The organism is Streptomyces sp. So13.3 (genome assembly GCF_005860785.2).
Lineage (GTDB): Bacteria > Actinomycetota > Actinomycetes > Streptomycetales > Streptomycetaceae > Actinacidiphila > Actinacidiphila fildesensis.
In genome coordinates this window covers 2881254-2897814 of the sequence record NZ_CP048835.1, presented here as the reverse complement: position 1 = coordinate 2897814, position 16561 = coordinate 2881254, and the positions used below count along the sequence as shown (strand labels likewise).

Below are 16561 nucleotides of genomic sequence, written 5' to 3'. Positions count from 1 at the left end.
ACCCGGGACACTGCTCCAGTGACGTCCCGTACTTCGCGAGACACGCCGCTCCGCCTTGTCCCCCGACGACCCTCCCTGGCCTTCGCGGTGGGGGGCTCCGCCGCCCGCCCCACGGCGACAGCGCGGCGCTCCCGCCCGCCGCGGCCGCCCGAGGGCACCCCCGCGCTGTCCGAGCTCGCCCGCCAGGCGCGCGCCGAACTCGCCGACACGGTCCGCCTCGCGCGGTGGGCCGAAGCGGGACCCGGTACCGCAGGTCCGACCGGGATACTTCCGGACGCCGACGTCCAGCAGGCAGCCGCCGCGCTGGAGTTGACGGAACGGCAGATCCGGTCCGGTTGGGACCGGGCCCGGCTCGCGGGCCTGATCGAACTCCATCAGGGCGCCGCCCGCCCCGGCTGGCGGCTGCGCGCCTGGGACCGCGACAACACCGCGGTGCTGCGCGGCTGGGTCGCGCTCTTCGACGCCTGGTCCCTCGCGCATCCGCCCGGCGACCCCGCCGAGGCGGATCCCTCGCTGGTGGCCGAGGTCATCGAGGCAACCCCTCAGCTGCTGTCCTTCCTGCACCTCTCCTCGGGCCCGGTACCGGTCGACACCCTGCTGGACCTGCTGCGCCAGCGGGTCGCGGAGCTGCGGACCGAACGGCACGAGCCGCCCGCCGACGGCGCCCACGACCCGCTGCCCGCGCTCCTGAACTGGGTGCTCGACGCGGTCGCCGGGGTCGGGGCGCTGTATCCGCGCGACGCCTGCTCCGACACCCAGGAGGCCGCGCTCACCCCGCTCGGCAACTGGGCGGTCTGGGTCAAGCTGGAACAGATCTGTGTGGCCGCCCAGGGCCCGGCCGGCCATATCGAGCAGTCCGCGGAGAAGATGCTGCGCGCCTGCGCTCGGCTCTCCCCGGGCCCGGCCCGCGCCGAGTACCGCGCCTGGCTCGCCGCCCGGCCCGTCGGCCTGGCCGTCGCCGAACTGCTGGAGACCGCCCGAGGTGAGGACGCGCTGCTGCGCGGTCTGGCCTTCGAGGCGCTCCGGGTGGTCGGCGCGCCCGCCGAGCCCGCCGTCCGCGCCTCCTCCGAGGAGCCGACGCTGCGCCCGTACGCGCTGCTGTGGCTGGCCGAGCAGGACGGCGGTGACCCGGAGGCCGTCGCGGGGCTGCTGACCCGCGAGGAGACCGCCTGGCTGTGGGTGGACACCGCCGCGGCCGTCGCCGACCACGGCGAGGGGCAGCTGCTGGTCAGCCATCTCGACGCGGCGGTGGAGGGCTCGGTGCGGTCGCTCCTGGTGGAGATCCGCGGCGCGGGGCACCCCCGTACTGTCCAGGTGCTCGTGGCGCTGGCCGCCGCGCACCCGGACCCCGCGGTCGCCAAGGCCGTCCGCCGGGCCGCCTTCCAGGTGCACACCGGCGGCGCCTGACCGCTCGGGCACCGGGACGACGACGATCGGCGACGGCCCGGCGGGAACACCCGCCGGGCCGTCGCCGTCCCTCCCTGCTGAGGGGCTATCCGAACGTGTCGCAGCGCGCCGGGTCACCGGTCTGCAGACCGGTGGTGAACCACTGCTGGCGCTGCGCCGACGAGCCGTGCGTCCAGTTGTCCGGGGTCACCCGACCCTGCGCGCGGGACTGGATCGCGTCGTCGCCGACCGCGGCCGCCGCGTCCAGGCCGCGGGCGATGTCGTCCGCCGTCACGGCGGTGATCAGCGGTCTGCCGGTGGCCGGGTTGATGGTCATGGTGGCGTTCTTCGACCACAGGCCCGCGTAGCAGTCCGCCTGCAGCTCGACCCGTACCGACTTGCTGGTGGCCCCGGTGCGCCCGTCCTGGGCGGCGCGCAGCGTCCCCAGCAGGTTCTGCACATGGTGCCCGTACTCGTGGGCGACGACGTAGCTCTCCGCGAACGGCCCGCCCTCGGCGCCGAACTGGCTCTGCAGCGTGGCGAAGAAGTTCAGGTCGATGTAGACCTTGCGGTCGACGGGGCAGTAGAACGGCCCGGTCCGCGGATCGGCGACGCCGCAGCCGGTGCGCATCGGCCGGTCGAAGAAGACGGTCGGCGCCGGCTGATAGGTGCCGCCACGCTGCCGGAACTCGTTCGTCCAGTACGCCTGGACGCTGTTGACCACCGCGACGATCCGGCACTGCCCCTGGGTGTTGGCGTCCCGGCCGGTCGCGCAGGTCTGCGCCAGATCGGCGGCCGCGCCGGTGCGCGGCGCGGTGTCCGTGGCGCTGCCGGACAGGCCCATCTGGTTGGGGCTGATGCCCAGGACGATCCCGATCACGACCACGATCAGGCCGACGATGCCGCCGCCGACCACCTTGCCGCTGGGAGCGCCACCACCGAACGGTCCGCCGCCGGACGAGCCGCCACCGCGCTGGTCCTGCACCTGTGACGTGTCCAGTTTCGCGTTGTCGTCGAACTGCATACGACGAGTATGGGTGATTTGCCCCACCCCGGCGCCCCAGGACCGAACGGGCGAAGCCCGCCCCGGCCCGCCCGTGTCGCCCGGCCGCCCTCCCGCGTGGTCCCCAGGGGCTCCGCGGTCGTCGTCGCCCAGCCGTGCGCGGATCCGCACACGGCCTGGACGGGTCAGCTGATCGCGGTCGACGGCCTCGGGCGCATAGCACCTCATCGCACTCCCCTGGGCAACAACCGGCTTGCCACACCCCGGTAGACTGGCCTGTATGGCAGTCCCTCTCGTTCATTAGCCGGCGGCGTACGACCTCCCCCGCGCCCCTTTCTGTCGTTCGCCATGCCCTGGAGCTTTTCCCGTGATTACTGCCACTGGCCTCGAGCTGCGTGCTGGAGCCCGCATTCTCATCGAGTCCGCTTCCTTCCGTATCGCCAAGGGCGACCGCATCGGCCTCGTCGGCCGCAACGGCGCCGGCAAGACCACCCTCACCAAGGTCCTCGCCGGTGAGGGCCAGCCCGCCGGCGGCACCGTGACCCGGTCCGGCGAGGTCGGCTACCTCCCGCAGGACCCGCGCACCGGCGACCTGGAGACCCTCGCCCGCGACCGCATCCTCTCCGCCCGCGACCTGGACTCCGTCCTGCGCAAGATGCGGGAGAACGAGGAGCGGATGGCGAACGGCAAGGGCGCCACCCGCGAGAAGGCGATGCGGAAGTACTCCAACCTGGAGACCGAGTTCCTCACCAAGGGCGGCTACGCGGCCGAGGCCGAGGCGTCCACCATCGCCGCCGCCCTCGGACTGCCCGACCGGGTGCTCGGCCAGCCGCTGTCCACCCTGTCCGGCGGCCAGCGCCGCCGGGTGGAGCTGGCCCGGATCCTGTTCTCCGACGCCGACACCCTGCTGCTCGACGAGCCGACGAACCACCTGGACGCGGACTCCATCGTCTGGCTGCGCGACTACCTCAAGACGTACCGCGGCGGGTTCATCGTGATCTCCCACGACATCCAGCTCGTGGAGACGGTCGTCAACAAGGTCTTCTACCTGGACGCCAACCGCACCCAGATCGACGTCTACAACATGGGCTGGAAGCTCTACCAGGCCCAGCGCGAGGCCGACGAGAAGCGCCGCAAGCGCGAGCGCAGCAACGCCGAGAAGAAGGCCGCGTCGCTCAACTCGCAGGCCGACAAGATGCGCGCCAAGGCCACCAAGACGGTCGCCGCGCAGAACATGGCCAAGCGCGCGGACCGGCTGCTGGCGGGCCTCGACGCCGTCCGCGTCTCGGACAAGGTCGCCAAACTCCGCTTCCCGGACCCCGCGCCCTGCGGCAAGACCCCGCTGATGGCGACCGGGCTGTCCAAGTCGTACGGCTCGCTGGAGATCTTCACCGACGTCGACCTGGCCATCGACCGCGGCTCCCGGGTCGTCATCCTCGGCCTCAACGGCGCCGGCAAGACCACGCTGCTGCGCCTGCTGGCGGGCGTCGAGACGCCCGACACCGGGAAGGTCGAGCCGGGCCACGGCCTCAAGCTCGGCTACTACGCCCAGGAGCACGAGACCCTGGACCCGGAGCGCACGGTCCTGGAGAACATGCGCTCGGCCGCCCCGGACACCGACCTGGTCGAGATCCGCAAGATCCTCGGCTCGTTCCTGTTCTCCGGCGACGACGTCAACAAGCCGGCCGGCGTCCTGTCGGGCGGTGAGAAGACCCGGCTGGCGCTCGCCTCGCTGGTGGTCTCCAGCGCCAACGTGCTGCTGCTCGACGAGCCCACCAACAACCTCGACCCGGCCAGCCGCGAGGAGATCCTCGGCGCGCTGCACACCTTCAGTGGCGCCGTCGTCCTGGTGACGCACGACGAGGGCGCGGTGCACGCACTGGCCCCCGAGAAGATCATCCTGCTGCCCGATGGTGTTGAGGACCTGTGGGGCGAGGACTACGCGGATCTGGTCTCGCTGGCCTGACCGCCGCGCCGCCCCGACCCGCCGGCCCGTCCGGCCGACCCGCCTGATCACTTGGCAGTGGATCATTCGGCCTACGGGTGATCCATCATCTGTGTGAGACGAGCTCATACCGCGCCACCCGGTGGCGCGGTATGACCGCCGCCCTGAGTCGATCAGTGGCGTGACGTCGGGAAACTCCTTACCGACCATGGATGACCTGCCGCTTTTCGCGGCGCCCGGACAACTGTCCGGAAAGCGCCGGACGAAATCGGGGATCTTCGTGCGCCACCCGGCCGCCGGAAAAAGGTCTCCGGTTCAAATGTTGTCGTACGGACCTTGCCGAATGGGTGGCCAGGAAGGCGCCTAGGGGTGATCATGAGAGTCCAGAGCGCACTTCCCTAGAGGAGGCACGGGTGGCCGAGACTCTGAAGAAGGGCAGCCGGGTAACCGGCGCCGCGCGCGAGAAGCTCGCGGCAGACCTGAAGAAGAAGTACGACTCCGGTGCGAGCATCCGGGCGTTGGCCGAAGAAACCGGCCGCTCCTATGGATTCGTGCACCGGATGCTCAGCGAGTCCGGCGTGACCTTGCGCGGTCGCGGCGGTGCAACACGAGGTAAGTCGAAGGCCGCTACGGCCTGACGGGCAGGGCATCTCCCGCGACCCGGATTCCCCAGCGTGCCCACCCGGTCGACGACTGTGTCGACCCAGTGGTTACTCTTCGGTAATCAATTCCGCGGTTCGCTCGGAGGTGCCCGATGCCCGACCCCACCGTGCTGCTCGAGCGTGACGGAGTGCGGCTCACCGCCGACGACTCCGTCGCGACCGTCACACTGTGCAATCCGGCCAAACGCAATGCCCAGTCGCCCGCCCTGTGGCGGGCCCTGGTCGAAGCAGGCCGGCTCCTGCCGGGCAGCGTGCGCGTTGTCGTGCTCCGCGGCGAAGGCCAGTCCTTCTCCGCGGGGCTCGACCGGCAGGCCTTCACGCCCGAGGGCTTCGACGGCGAGCCGTCGTTCATCGACCTCGCGCGCGGTTCCGACAAGAAGCTCGACGCGACGATCGCCGAGTACCAGGACGCGTTCACCTGGTGGCGGCGCAGCGACATCGTGACCATCGCCGCCGTACAGGGCCATGCGATCGGTGCGGGCTTCCAGCTCGCTCTGGCCTGCGATCTGCGGGTGTGCGCGGACGACGCGCAGTTCGCCATGCGCGAGACCAGCCTCGGACTGGTGCCCGACCTCGGTGGCACCAAGCCGCTGGTCGACCTCGTCGGCTATGCGCGGGCCCTGGAGATCTGCGCCACCGGGCGGTTCGTGCACGGGTCGGAGGCCGAGCGCCTCGGCCTCGCCAACCTGGTCGTCCCGGTCGCCGAACTCGACGCCACGGTCCAGGACCTCGCCGGGGCGCTGCTCGCCGCGCCCCGGGACGCCGTCATCGAGACCAAGGCCCTGCTGCAGGGTGCCGCCGCTCGTTCGTACGAGGAGCAGCGCCCCGCCGAGCGCGCCGCCCAGGGCCGCCGGCTGCGCGACCTCGCCGGCGTCGGCGAGTAACTCCGTCCGGCAACTCCGTCCGGCAACTCCGTCCGGTCGATGTCCGGTCGTGGTCACCCGATGGCGGTGACCACGACCGCCGTCGTCACAGGGCCCGGGGAACCGGGCTCGGCGGCCTCGGTGACCGCCACGGCCACCACGCGGGCCACGTCCAGCGCGCGGTGGCCAGGCATGACCGCGATCTGCACCCGGACCTCCCGGGCCGGCGGATCGCCGCCGTCGGCCGTGCGGATCCCGGACGCGAAGCCGCCGAGCCGTGACGTCACCCGGGCGACACCCGGCACCAGGAGCGCCGCGGCGACCACCCCGTTGCCGGCGGGCGGCGGCCCGGTCTCCGTCAGATCCTGGCCCGTCGCACCGGCCGGGCCCTCGACGGCGGCCACCGGAGCAGGTCCGGCCTGGGGATCGATCAGGCCCGTGACGTCGAGGTCCACCGAGGTGACGGCCAGCCCCAGCAGATCGTGGGCCGCACTCCACAGCGCGGTCCGCAACTGATCCGCGGTGGCGGGCAGCGGCCGGTCGATGGCGGCCTCGAAGGCCGCGGCCACGCACAGCGGGCCGTACGGCACCGCACTCGGCGGTACGAGCGGCAGAATATTCGCATCCGTCGCCGGCTCCGTCGTCGGTTCTGCTTCCTGACGCGGCACCCGGACCGGCTCCGGGCCGATCCGCAGCGCGCCGACCCGCACGCCGGTGAGCCCGTTCACCGCCCCGCGCAGCGCGTCGGCCGCCGCGTTCTCGGTGATCCAGACACCGTCTCCCGCCCTGCCGAGCGGCAGCACGCGCCCGAACGCGATCTGCTCCCGTACCGCACGGGCCAAACGGTCCACAGCCACCGGTCTCCGCCTCCTTCGCCGCGCGCCACCCGAACGGCGGCCCGCTCCACGCTTCCTGACCGCATCTCCACGGCACGGCAGGGCATGCGCACATAGTGTGGTGCATGGAGCAGCCCAGACGAAGGGACGACTCGCCATGACCGAGGCGGCACAGCGCAACCTGTCCGAGCCGGAGGGCCCCGATTCCGTGGGCGAAGGCAGGACATTGGAGAAGGGCACGAGCGGGGGTGCCGGGACGCCCGGCCGGCGGGCGCCGCTGGGCGACCCCGCGACCCGCGGCCGGACCACCATCGCGGACGGAGTGGTCGAGAAGATCGCCGGGCTGGCGGCCCGTGATGTGCTGGGTGTGCACGCGATGGGCAGCGGCTTCGCCCGCACCTTCGGCGCCGTGCGTGACCGGGTGCCCGGCAGCAAGTCCGTCACCCGTGGGGTGAAGGCGGAGGTCGGCGAGGTGCAGACCGCGCTCGACCTGGACATCGTCGTCGAGTACGGGGTGTCCATCGTCGAGGTGGCCCGCGCGGTGCGGGAGAACGTGATCGCCGCGGTCGAGCGGATGACCGGTCTCGAGGTCGTCGAGGTCAATGTCGCGGTCGGCGACGTGAAGCTGCCGGACGAGGACGACGAGGACGACCGGGAGCAGAGGGTCCAGTGACGACCGGGTGGACGGGTGGGACGGCGGCCGGCGGTGCCGGCGACAGCGGTGAGGCGAGGACGGTGAGCGGACGATGAGAATGTCGCTGGTCGGACTGATCGTGGGCATGGCGCTCGGATTCGCCGGGTACTTCGGCGGGTTCGGCGCGTTCCTGCTGGTGGCCGCGCTCGGCGCGGTCGGGTTCGTGGCCGGGAAGTTCGTGGACGGCGATCTGGAGCCCGGAGAGTTCTTCCGCAGCCGCGACCGGCGGCGGTGATGGCCGCTGCGGCCCCGGTCACCCTGCCGGCCGCGGAGCGGGGCGCGCTCAGGATCGCGGACCGGGTGGTGGCGAAGATCGCCGCGCGGGCCGCGTCCGAGGTGCTCGCGGACATCCCGGAGTCCGGGCTCGTGCCGCCGGACCGTACGCCGCACGCGTCGGTCTCGGTGCGCAAGGAGACCGCCCGGGTGCGGTTGTCGGTGGAACTGGGCTATCCGGGTGACCTCGGTGCGGTCTGCGGCTCGGTGCGCCGCCATGTCGCGGACCGGGTGACGTCACTGACGGGTATGGAGGTACCTGAGGTCGCCGTCGAGATCGAGCGGCTGCACTCCGCGACGGCGCGGCAACAGAGCGAGGGGAGGGTGCGGTGACCGGGACCGGTGCGGAACCCGAACCCGAGGGCACGACACGGCAGCTGCCGGTCGTCGGGCCCTACGAACCGGACGAGCCCGACGGATCCGGCGGGTCCGCCGCCGAGCGCCCCGCCGAACCGCCGGCCGGCCGCGCGGGCCGGTTCTGGTCGGAGCGCCGGGTACCGTCGGCGCTGACCGCGCTGGTGGTGCTGGGGGCCGCCGGGATCCTGCTCTACGACATCGCCGCGGTCCGCACCGACCGCGCCGCGATGAGCTGGCGGCCACGGCTGGCCCGTGAACTGGCCACCCGGCCGCTGGACAACGTGCTCGTCATCACCGCCGCCGCGGCCGCCGTGGTGATCGGTCTGTGGCTGATCGTCCTGGCCGTCACCCCCGGCCTGCGCGACATCCTGCCGATGCGGCGCAGTGTCACCGGGGTGCGCGCGGGGCTGGACCGGCACGCCGCCGAACTCACGCTGCGCGACCGGGCGATGGAGGTCTCCGGCGTGCACACCGTCCGGGTCCGCGTCGGCCGCCGCCATGTCACCGCCCGCGCCGCGTCCCACTTCCGTGACCTGGACGAAGTACGGGCCGACCTGGACGCCGCCCTGGCCGAGGGCGTCGTCCAACTCGGGCTGGCCCGCCCGCCCAGCCTGGGCGTCCACGTCCAGCGCGCCCAGAAGGGCTGATCCGCCGATGCGCAGTTCCCTCAACCGGACCCTGCTGGCACTGACCGGCCTGCTCCTGCTGATCGCCGGCCTCGCGGTGCTGGTCGGCAGCCTGGACCTGCAGCGCCGCTGGGGATTCACCCTGCCGGGCTGGTGGCCGTTCGACGGCCCCGGGGACGTGCTCCTCACGGCCCGCGACCGCACCCGCTACCGCGGCGACGGCTGGTGGTGGCCCACCGTCCTGGCCGTCCTGGGCGTGCTGGTGCTGACGGCCCTGTGGTGGTTCCTGGCCCAGTTCCGCAGCCACCGGCTGCGCCAGCTGCGCATCGACAGCCGCGACGGCCAGGACGCCGTGCTGCGCGGCCGGGCCCTGGAGGACATCCTGGTCACCGAGACCGAGGCACTGGACGGTGTGGACCGGGCCGGCGCCGTCCTGACCGGCAAGCGCTCCGCGCCCCGCGCGCGCCTCACCCTCGCCCTGGCGCCGCACGCGGCCCCGGACACCGTCGTCTCCCGGCTGGACACCGAGATCCTGCAACGGGCGGGCGGCTCGGCGGGACTCGACCACCTCCCGGCCGAGGCGCGGCTGCGCGCCGTCAAGCACCGCGCCAGCCGCGTCAACTGACCGGCGTCCCAGGCGCCGTACGCAGCACGCCGTACGTCAGAAGCCGTGCCGGGCGCCGCCGTCGACCGGGAGCATGATGCCCGTCAGATACGAGGCGGCGGGGGAGAGCAGGAAGGCCGCGGCGCGGCCGAACTCCTCCGGGGTCCCGTAGCGGCCCAGCGGGATGGTGGCGCTGTGCCGGGCGCGGGAGGCCGCCGCGTCGCCGCTGAGGGCGTCGAGTTCCGCCACCCGCTCGGTGTCGATCCGGGAGGGCAGCAGGCCCACGACGCGGATGCCGCGCGGGCCCAGTTCATCGGCGAGGTTCTTGGCGAAGCCGGCCAGCCCGGGCCGCAGCCCGTTGGAGACCGCCAGGCCGGGGATCGGCTCGTACACCGACCCGGAGAGCACGAAGCCGATCACGCCGCCCTCGCCGAGCGCCGCCGCGGCGGCCCGGGCGAGCCGTACCGCACCGAGGAAGACCGTCTCGAACGCGTCCCGCCACTGGTCGTCCGTGATGGTCTCGGAGAGGCCGACGGCCGGGCCGCCGACGCTGATCAGTACGCCGTCCAGCCGTCCGAACTCCTCGCGGGCGGCGCCGATGAGCCGGTCGGGGGTGTCCGCGCCGGAGTTGTCGGCGGCCATCCCGATCGTGTTCCCCGGGCCGCCCAGCGCGGCGGCCGCCGCGTCCGCCGACTCCTGCGAGCGCCCGGAGACGACCAGCTTCGCACCGTCGGCCGCCAGCTCACGGGCGGCCGCCATGCCCAGCCCGCGGGTGGCGCCGGTGACGACGTACACCCGGTCCTTCAGTCCCAGATCCATGCGCTCATGCTCCCTTACGGACTCCGGACAGGCTCAGTGCGGTGTTGACGAGCCCGATGTGGCTGAAGGCCTGCGGGAAGTTGCCGAGCTGGCGGCGGGAGACCGGGTCCCACTCCTCGGCGAGCAGCCCGACGTCGTTGCGCAGACTCAGCAGGTGCCCGAACAGCTCGCGGGCCTCCCGCTCGCGGCCGGTCGTGTGCAGGGCGTCGGCCAGCCAGAACGAGCAGGCCAGGAAGGCGCCCTCGTCGCCCGGCAGGCCGTCCACGGCCTTCTCGTCGAGGGTGTAGCGGCGGACGAGGCCGCCGTGGTTCAGCTCCCTGCGCACCGCGTCGACCGTGCCGATCACCCGCGGATCGGAGGGCGGCAGGAAGCCGACCTGGGGGATGAGCAGCGTCGCCGCGTCGAGCTGGGTGGAGCCGTAGAACTGGGTGAACGTGCTGCGCTCGTTGTCGTAGCCGCGCTTGCACACCTCCAGGTGCACCTGGTCGCGCATGGCCCGCCAGCCGGCCAGGTCGCCGCCGCGCTTCGGCTGCGCCTCCAGGGTGTGGACCGCGCGGTCCGCGGCGACCCACGCCATCACCTTGGAGTGCACGAAGTGCCGGCGCGGCCCGCGGACCTCCCACAGGCCCTCGTCCGGCTCGCGCCAGTTGGACTCCAGGAAGTCCATCAGGGCGCGCTGCAGGCTCCAGGCGTGCTTGTCGTCGGAGAGTCCGCTGTTCCGGGCCAGGTGGAGAGAGTCGAGCACCTCGCCGTAGACGTCGAGCTGCAGCTGCCCGGCCGCCGCGTTGCCGATCCGGACCGGGGCGGACGTCTCGTACCCCTTCAGCCACGGCACCTCGTACTCGGGCAGCCGCCGCTCACCGGAGATCCCGTACATGATCTGCAGGTCGGCGGGGTCTCCGGCGACCGCGCGCAGCAGCCAGTCCCGCCACTTCGCGGCCTCCTGGAGATAGCCGCTGGAGACCATCGCGTTGAGTGTCAGGGTGGCGTCGCGGAGCCAGCAGAAGCGGTAGTCCCAGTTGCGCACCCCGCCGATCTCCTCCGGCAGCGAGGTGGTGACGGCCGCGGCGATACCGCCGGTCGGCGCGTACGTCAGTGCCTTGAGGGTGATGAGGGAGCGCAGCACGGCCTCCCGCCAGGGGCCGTCGTAGGTGCACTGCGCCGACCACTTCTCCCAGTCCTCGATGGCGTGGGGCAGCGCATCGTGCGGGTCGACCCGGCGCGGCCGGGTCTCGTGCGACGGGTGCCAGGTGAGGACGAAGGCGACGCTCTCGCCCGCCGAGACGGAGAAGTCGGCGTAGGTGCAGAAGTCCTTGCCGTACATCGGCAGCTGCGGCGGATAGCTGCGCAGCCAGACCGAGTCGGGCCCAGCGACGGCGATGCGGTGGCCCTCGGCGCGCCGCATCCAGGGCACGATGCTGCCGTAGTCGAAGCGCAGCCGCAGCTCGCTGCGCATCTGCACGGTGCCGGAGACGCCCTCAACGATCCGCATGACATCGGGGGCGCGGTCGCGCTGCGGCATGAAGTCGATGACCTTGACGATGCCGGTGGCGGTCTCCCAGAACGTCTCCAGCACCAGGGTGTCGCCGCGGTACGCCCGCCGGGTGCACTGGTCCGCGCCGGCCGGGGCGATCCGCCACTGGCCGTTCTCCTCGTCCCCGAGCAGCGCCGCGAAGCACGCGGCGGAGTCGAAGCGCGGCAGGCACAGCCAGTCGATGGAGCCGTCCTTGCCGACCAGCGCCGCGGTCTGCAGATCACCGATGAGCGCGTAGTCCTCGATCAGTCCTGGCACGGGGCCGCCTTTCGTCCACACTCCTGCTCGTAGCGTGCCGGGGACGCCGTTACACCGCGACCGGAACGCTCTTCTGTGACTCCTGCCCGGAGACCCGCTCCTTGCGCTCGCGGCGCACCAGGATGACCCAGCCGACCGGGACCATCGCCGAGAACAGCCACCACTGGATCGCGTACGCCATGTGCGGGCCGATGCTGGAGTCGTCCGGCTCGGGGATCAGTTGGGGCTGGGCGCCGGAGGGCTTGGGGGAGGTGGTGGCCAGCTCCAGATAGCCGCCGAGCAACTGCCGCGGGCCGGTCTTCGACAGGTCGGTGGAGTTGATGAGCATGATCATGCGGTCCGGCAGCCCGCTCTTGTTCCTGATCCCGGTGCTGGAACTCGTCTCGTCGGGGCGCAGCCGCCCGGTGACGGTGATCTCGCCGGACTCGGCGGCCGGGATCTTCGGCAGTGCGGTGAGCCCGCCGTCGGCGTCGATCCAGCCGCGGTTCACCAGGATCGCCCGGCCGTCGTCCAGCACCAGCGGGGTGATGACGTGGTACCCGTTCTTCTGCCCGTCGGCCGCGGTGCGCTGGCGGGCGACGACCTCGTGCGCGGTGTCGTAGTGACCGGTCGCGCTCACCGACCGGTACAGGTCCTTGCGGGGTACGGCCTTGCCGGGCGCGGCCAGCCGCTCGACCGGGACGGCGGCGGCCTTGACGTTCTGACTGATCAGGTGGTTGTTGGCCACCCGGTGCTCGTGACGGTGCAGCTGCCAGTAGCCCAGCTTGATCATCGTGGGAATCATGACCAGGCCGAGCAGCGTGAGGATCACCCACTGGCGGGAGAGCAGAAAGCGGTACACCCCACGACCGTACTCGGTCGTGGGGCGCCCTCCGGTAGGGGGTCGGTGGGGGACGGATCAGGAGATCGGGACGGAGCCGACACGGTCGACGAGGCCGTGCACGCCCTCGGCCTTGGCACAGTGCGCACTGCAGTACCAGCGGCCGTCGGCCTCGACGCCGTGGCCGACGACCTGCACCCGGCAGTGCTCACAGATGGGCGCCATACGGTGGATGGCGCATTCGAAGCTGTCGAAGACGTGCACCGCACCTTGGGCGTGCACCTCGAAGCTCATGACGTAGTCGTTTCCGCACACTTCACATCGGGCCATGGGGCACAGATTGCGCGGCGCGGGGGCGGCGGGCAACAGGTCGCCGGGCGCGTCGCCGCCGCGCCACTCGATCAGCCGTGTACCCCGGGCGCCGGGGTCACCGCCTTGAGGAGTTCCGCGAAGCGCCGCTCGTCGATGACGGGGGTGCCGAACGCGCGGGCCTTGGCGGCCTTGCTCGTCGGGGAGTCCGGGTCGTTGGTGACGAGCAGGCTGGTGAGACGGCTGACGCTGGACGCGACATGCAGCCCGGCGTCGGTCGCGCGGTCCTCCAGCAGTTCGCGGTCGATCCCGGTGTCACCGGAGAACGCCACCCGCATCCCCTGCATGAGCGGGCCCTCGGGCGCCATCCGGCCCGGGTTGGGGTACGGGCAGGACGGCCGCTTGCGCGCCGGGCGCCAGCTGCTGGGGCGGTAGGAGCCGTACGACCCGCCGGCCGGCGCGGGGCGGGCCGCCGGCACGCTGCCCTCGGTCCACTCGGTGAGCGGCCGGCAGGTGTGCAGCGGCAGCGGCAGGCCGGCCGCGGCCGCCAGGTGCAGGCTGGGGCGGAACGCCTCGGCGAGCACCCGCGCGTCGTCCAGGGCGTGGTGGGCGCGCTGCTGGACGACGCCGTAGTGCGCGGCGAGCGACTCCAGCTTGTGGTTGGCCAGCGGCAGCCGGAGCTCCTTGGCCAGCACGATCGTGCACAGCCGCTGCTCGACCGGGGCGGTGGACTTCGCCCGCGCGTACTCACGGGCCAGCATCGACCAGTCGAAGACCGCGTTGTGCGCGACGAGCACCCGGCCGGCCAGCCGCTCGGCGAGCTCGGCGGCGATGTCCGGGAAGAGCGGGGCGTCGGCGAGCATCGCGCTGGTCAGTCCGTGGATCCACACCGGGCCCGGATCGCGCAGCGGGTTGACCGGTGAGTACCAGTGGTCCTGGACCTCGCCCCGGGAGTCCAGCCGGTAGACGGCGGCGGACACTATCCGGTCGTCGCGGCCGAGACCGGTGGTCTCGACGTCGACCACGGCATATTCGTCCGGGTAGGCGGCGGGCCACGGGGACGGGGAGGCGGTCGGCTCGGTGCGGTTGTCCAGCATGGTCATTGAGAATAAGGGGCGCCGCTGACACTCAGACACACAGCAGGGAGCCGACCAGGGCGCGCGTGGTGGTGGTGAAGAGGCGTTCGGGGTCGGGCGGGGCGGCCAGTGCGCGGGCCAGCGCCGGGTCGTGGCCGGCCGTGGCGGTGTCCCACAAGTCCTGTTCCGCGGGGCTCTGGGCGGGGGAACGTTCGCGGTTGCGTTCGACCAGAACGAAGCCGATGACGTGGAACTCGATGGCGCGCAGCGCCTCGGCGGCCCGCGCCCCGCGCAGCCCCGCGTCGTGCAGCTCATGGACCAGGGCCTGCTGGGCGGGGAGGAACATCAGCTCGGTGAGGCCGCGTTCGTGCACCATCGCGATCAGATGCGGCCGGTCGCGCAGCATCCGGCGCTGGGCGCGGGCGATGGACAGCACCCGGTCGAGCGGCCCGCGGCCGGTGGGCGCGATGGCGCCCATCTCCCGCACGGTACGGGCCACCAGTTCGTCGAGCAGCGATTCGCGGTTGCCCACATGCCAGTAGATCGACGTGACGGCGGTGCCCAGTTCGGCCGCGAGCTTGCGCATGGTCAGCGCCTCGGGGCCGAGCTGCCGGACAAGTGCGGCAGCGGCGTCGAGTACATCGTCGCGGGTCAGGGCGGTGCGCGGCATGGTGCTCCCATTGTGGACCGTGCACGCCTATTTACCCTTCGAGCGCGTCGGTGTAACTGTGTTACAGAGCTCGTCCCGAATCTCTCATGACGCACCCGTGTGACTGACATGAACGAAGGGCGGCACGACATGGCGCGAGTACGGTACGGCCCGCGGAGCGAAGCGGAAATGCAGGCGGCGAAGGCGGGCGGCGGCAAGCTCCCCGACATCTGGTCGACCGGGGTGGTGGCGGTCTGGGAGACCGACCCCGACGTGGTGGCACAGGTCCTGCCGCCGCCGCTCAAGCCGGGAGAACGGCCCCTGGTGCGGGTGAACATCAGCCGCGTCGACCTGTTCGGACACCCGCTGGGTGCCGGCTCGGTCGCGGTCTCCGCCCGGCACGACGGTGTCGAGGGCTGGTATCCGCTGGTGATGCCGATGACGACCGAACGGGCGCTGATCGGCGGCCGGGAGGTCTTCGGCGAACCGAAGAAGCTCGGCGAGGTCACCGTGGAGCGGGTCGGCGACGTCGTGATGGCGAAGCTCGCCCGGCACGGCATCGCGTTCGTCGAGGTCGCCGGCGCGGTCAGCGGCGCGCTGCCGCTGCCGGGAGTCACCGAGAAGGCCGACTTCTACTTCAAGTTCCTCCCCGCGGTGGACGGCAACGGCTTCGACGGCGACCCGGTGCTGGTGCGCTGCAGCCGGCACGAACGGGTGCGCAAGCTCGAAGCGATGACCGGCAGCGTGGTGCTGCGCGAGTCCGCGTACGACCCGGTCGCCGACCTCTCGGTGCGCCGGCTCGTCGAGATCACCATCGGCGAGAAGACCAGCGACCAGTCGGGCCAGGTCGTCGAACGGGTCAGCGCGCAGGCGCTGCTGCCCTACATCCACCAGCGCTACGACGACGTCCAGCAGATCCTCGACGCGCCCCACCGGGAGGCCTGATGGACCTGCTGGCCGGACAGACGGCCGTGGTGACCGGCGCCGCGAGCGGCATCGGCTACGCCATGGCGGAACGGTTCGCCGCGGACGGGCTGAAGGTGGTCCTCGCCGATGTGGAGGAGGGCGCGCTCGACAAGGCCGTCGGGCGGCTGCGGGAGAATGGCGCCGAGGCCGTCGGGCAGCTCACCGATGTGAGCGACCGCGCCTCCGTCGAAGCCCTCGCCGAGGCCGCGTACCAGGCCTTCGGCGCCGTCCATGTGCTGTGCAACAACGCCGGGGTCGGCTCCGGCGCCGAGGGCCGGATGTGGGAGCACGACCCCAAGGACTGGCAGTGGGCCTTCTCGGTCAACGTATGGGGCGTCTTCCACGGCATCCAGGCGTTCCTGCCCCGGATGCTCGCGGCCGGTGAGCCGGGACACGTCGTCAACACCTCCTCGGGAGACGGCGGGATCGCGCCGCTGCCGACCGCCTCGGTGTACGCCGTCACCAAGGCCGCGGTGGTGACGATGACGGAGTCGCTCTACGCCCATCTCAAAGCCGAGCGCGCGGCCATCGGCGCCTCCGTGCTCTTCCCGGGCCCCCACATGCTCCGCACCGGACTGTGGGAGTCGCACCGCAACCGGCCCGAGCGGTACGCCAAGTCCGCGCCCCGCCGCACCCCGTACCGCAGCCTCGACCAGTGGGAGGCCGCGATGAAGGAGGCCGGGCACGAGGTGGCGTTCACCCCCGTGGAGGAGGTCGCCGGCTTCGTGGCCGACGGCATACGGGCCGGCCGCTTCTGGCTGCTGCCCGCCAGCGACCGCACCGACGCCCAGATCAGGGCGCGTTCGCAGTCGATGCTCGACCGGGCCGACCCGGGCTATCTGGAGAACTTCATTCTCGACTGAACGAGGGGACAGGAGACA

Annotated in this window: 19 protein-coding genes; 11 read left to right on the top strand and 8 right to left on the bottom strand. The window is 72.3% G+C overall.

The window, feature by feature from the left end; all coding sequences use genetic code 11:
• The first annotated feature begins 18 nt into the window (after positions 1 to 18).
• Positions 19 to 1407 carry a hypothetical protein gene (locus C8250_RS13185; RefSeq protein ID WP_187144826.1) on the top strand — a complete coding sequence of 463 codons (1389 nt, stop codon included), beginning with the start codon at positions 19 to 21 and terminating at the stop codon, positions 1405 to 1407.
• Between the two features lie 85 nt (positions 1408 to 1492).
• Here C8250_RS13185 and C8250_RS13180 read toward each other — a convergent pair whose 3' ends face one another.
• Positions 1493 to 2410 (bottom strand): neutral zinc metallopeptidase, encoded by a 918-nt coding sequence (locus tag C8250_RS13180; protein ID WP_138355004.1) that lies wholly within the window; start codon positions 2408 to 2410, stop codon positions 1493 to 1495.
• Between the two features lie 346 nt (positions 2411 to 2756).
• Here C8250_RS13180 and C8250_RS13175 point away from each other — a divergent pair, with 346 nt between their 5' ends.
• From C8250_RS13175 to C8250_RS13165, 3 genes are all read left to right on the top strand, one after another.
• Entirely contained in the window at positions 2757 to 4355 is a 1599-nt protein-coding gene (locus C8250_RS13175) for an ABC-F family ATP-binding cassette domain-containing protein (protein ID WP_138355003.1), read from the top strand.
• Positions 4356 to 4747: 392 nt separating this feature from the next.
• Positions 4748 to 4972 (top strand): helix-turn-helix domain-containing protein, encoded by a 225-nt coding sequence (locus C8250_RS13170; protein WP_187144825.1) that lies wholly within the window; start codon positions 4748 to 4750, stop codon positions 4970 to 4972.
• Between the two features lie 116 nt (positions 4973 to 5088).
• On the top strand, positions 5089 to 5880 hold the full coding sequence (locus tag C8250_RS13165; RefSeq protein ID WP_138355002.1) for an enoyl-CoA hydratase/isomerase family protein: 792 nt from the start codon (positions 5089 to 5091) through the stop codon (positions 5878 to 5880).
• Positions 5881 to 5933: 53 nt separating this feature from the next.
• On the opposite strand, the gene C8250_RS13160 is transcribed toward C8250_RS13165, so the two are convergent.
• The gene (locus tag C8250_RS13160; RefSeq protein ID WP_138355001.1) at positions 5934 to 6716 is read right to left on the bottom strand and encodes a hypothetical protein; all 783 of its coding nucleotides are present in this window, start codon (positions 6714 to 6716) and stop codon (positions 5934 to 5936) included.
• 136 nt (positions 6717 to 6852) lie between these two features.
• Here C8250_RS13160 and C8250_RS13155 point away from each other — a divergent pair, with 136 nt between their 5' ends.
• The 5 genes from C8250_RS13155 (at position 6853) to amaP (ending at position 9270) form a co-directional block, all read left to right on the top strand.
• The gene (locus C8250_RS13155) at positions 6853 to 7368 is read left to right on the top strand and encodes an Asp23/Gls24 family envelope stress response protein (protein WP_138355000.1); all 516 of its coding nucleotides are present in this window, start codon (positions 6853 to 6855) and stop codon (positions 7366 to 7368) included.
• Positions 7369 to 7441: 73 nt separating this feature from the next.
• Entirely contained in the window at positions 7442 to 7624 is a 183-nt protein-coding gene (locus tag C8250_RS13150) for a hypothetical protein (protein WP_138354999.1), read from the top strand.
• Positions 7624 to 7995, top strand: a complete 372-nt coding sequence (locus C8250_RS13145; RefSeq protein WP_138354998.1) for an Asp23/Gls24 family envelope stress response protein — start codon at positions 7624 to 7626, stop codon at positions 7993 to 7995. Before C8250_RS13150 ends, C8250_RS13145 begins: the two co-directional genes overlap by 1 nt.
• The gene (locus tag C8250_RS13140) at positions 7992 to 8666 is read left to right on the top strand and encodes a DUF6286 domain-containing protein (RefSeq protein ID WP_138354997.1); all 675 of its coding nucleotides are present in this window, start codon (positions 7992 to 7994) and stop codon (positions 8664 to 8666) included. Before C8250_RS13145 ends, C8250_RS13140 begins: the two co-directional genes overlap by 4 nt.
• Before the next feature lie 7 nt (positions 8667 to 8673).
• Positions 8674 to 9270: an alkaline shock response membrane anchor protein AmaP gene (gene amaP, locus C8250_RS13135; protein WP_138354996.1), complete on the top strand. Its 597-nt coding sequence runs from the start codon at positions 8674 to 8676 to the stop codon at positions 9268 to 9270.
• A 36-nt stretch (positions 9271 to 9306) separates the two neighbouring features.
• Here the strand turns inward: amaP and C8250_RS13130 are convergent, their stop codons facing one another.
• The 6 genes from C8250_RS13130 to C8250_RS13105 form a co-directional block, all read right to left on the bottom strand.
• On the bottom strand, positions 9307 to 10068 hold the full coding sequence (locus tag C8250_RS13130) for an SDR family oxidoreductase (protein WP_138354995.1): 762 nt from the start codon (positions 10066 to 10068) through the stop codon (positions 9307 to 9309).
• A gap of 4 nt (positions 10069 to 10072) precedes the next feature.
• Positions 10073 to 11881 carry a glycoside hydrolase family 15 protein gene (locus C8250_RS13125; RefSeq protein ID WP_274599399.1) on the bottom strand — a complete coding sequence of 603 codons (1809 nt, stop codon included), beginning with the start codon at positions 11879 to 11881 and terminating at the stop codon, positions 10073 to 10075.
• 28 nt (positions 11882 to 11909) lie between these two features.
• A complete protein-coding gene (locus C8250_RS13120) occupies positions 11910 to 12701 on the bottom strand; it encodes an SURF1 family protein (RefSeq protein WP_138354993.1) in 792 nt (263 codons plus the stop codon).
• Positions 12702 to 12758: 57 nt separating this feature from the next.
• A complete protein-coding gene (locus tag C8250_RS13115) occupies positions 12759 to 13010 on the bottom strand; it encodes a hypothetical protein (protein ID WP_138354992.1) in 252 nt (83 codons plus the stop codon).
• Positions 13011 to 13081: 71 nt separating this feature from the next.
• Positions 13082 to 14086, bottom strand: a complete 1005-nt coding sequence (locus tag C8250_RS13110; RefSeq protein WP_187144824.1) for a DEDDh family exonuclease — start codon at positions 14084 to 14086, stop codon at positions 13082 to 13084.
• A 31-nt stretch (positions 14087 to 14117) separates the two neighbouring features.
• Positions 14118 to 14735: a TetR/AcrR family transcriptional regulator gene (locus tag C8250_RS13105; RefSeq protein WP_138354990.1), complete on the bottom strand. Its 618-nt coding sequence runs from the start codon at positions 14733 to 14735 to the stop codon at positions 14118 to 14120.
• A gap of 129 nt (positions 14736 to 14864) precedes the next feature.
• On the opposite strand from C8250_RS13105, the gene C8250_RS13100 reads away from it, so the two are divergent.
• Together C8250_RS13100 and C8250_RS13095 are read left to right on the top strand one after the other, a co-directional pair.
• Entirely contained in the window at positions 14865 to 15659 is a 795-nt protein-coding gene (locus tag C8250_RS13100) for an acetoacetate decarboxylase family protein (protein ID WP_138355039.1), read from the top strand.
• Positions 15659 to 16543, top strand: coding sequence for an SDR family NAD(P)-dependent oxidoreductase (locus C8250_RS13095; RefSeq protein WP_138354989.1), 885 nt, complete (start codon positions 15659 to 15661; stop codon positions 16541 to 16543). The genes C8250_RS13100 and C8250_RS13095 overlap by 1 nt, the downstream gene beginning before the upstream one ends.
• Positions 16544 to 16561: the final 18 nt, after the last annotated feature.

Bases quoted from the DNA above. Each gene is read 5' to 3' on its own strand.
- C8250_RS13180 (WP_138355004.1), bottom strand. From the start codon at position 2,410: ATGCAGTTCGACGACAACGCGAAACTGGACACGTCACAGGTGCAGGAC.
- C8250_RS13165 (WP_138355002.1), top strand. From the start codon at position 5,089: ATGCCCGACCCCACCGTGCTGCTCGAGCGTGACGGAGTGCGGCTCACC.
- C8250_RS13155 (WP_138355000.1), top strand. From the start codon at position 6,853: ATGACCGAGGCGGCACAGCGCAACCTGTCCGAGCCGGAGGGCCCCGAT.
- C8250_RS13150 (WP_138354999.1), top strand. From the start codon at position 7,442: ATGAGAATGTCGCTGGTCGGACTGATCGTGGGCATGGCGCTCGGATTC.
- C8250_RS13145 (WP_138354998.1), top strand. From the start codon at position 7,624: ATGGCCGCTGCGGCCCCGGTCACCCTGCCGGCCGCGGAGCGGGGCGCG.
- amaP (WP_138354996.1), top strand. From the start codon at position 8,674: ATGCGCAGTTCCCTCAACCGGACCCTGCTGGCACTGACCGGCCTGCTC.
- C8250_RS13130 (WP_138354995.1), bottom strand. From the start codon at position 10,068: ATGGATCTGGGACTGAAGGACCGGGTGTACGTCGTCACCGGCGCCACC.
- C8250_RS13115 (WP_138354992.1), bottom strand. From the start codon at position 13,010: ATGGCCCGATGTGAAGTGTGCGGAAACGACTACGTCATGAGCTTCGAG.
- C8250_RS13110 (WP_187144824.1), bottom strand. From the start codon at position 14,086: ATGCTGGACAACCGCACCGAGCCGACCGCCTCCCCGTCCCCGTGGCCC.
- C8250_RS13105 (WP_138354990.1), bottom strand. From the start codon at position 14,735: ATGCCGCGCACCGCCCTGACCCGCGACGATGTACTCGACGCCGCTGCC.
- C8250_RS13100 (WP_138355039.1), top strand. From the start codon at position 14,865: ATGGCGCGAGTACGGTACGGCCCGCGGAGCGAAGCGGAAATGCAGGCG.
- C8250_RS13095 (WP_138354989.1), top strand. From the start codon at position 15,659: ATGGACCTGCTGGCCGGACAGACGGCCGTGGTGACCGGCGCCGCGAGC.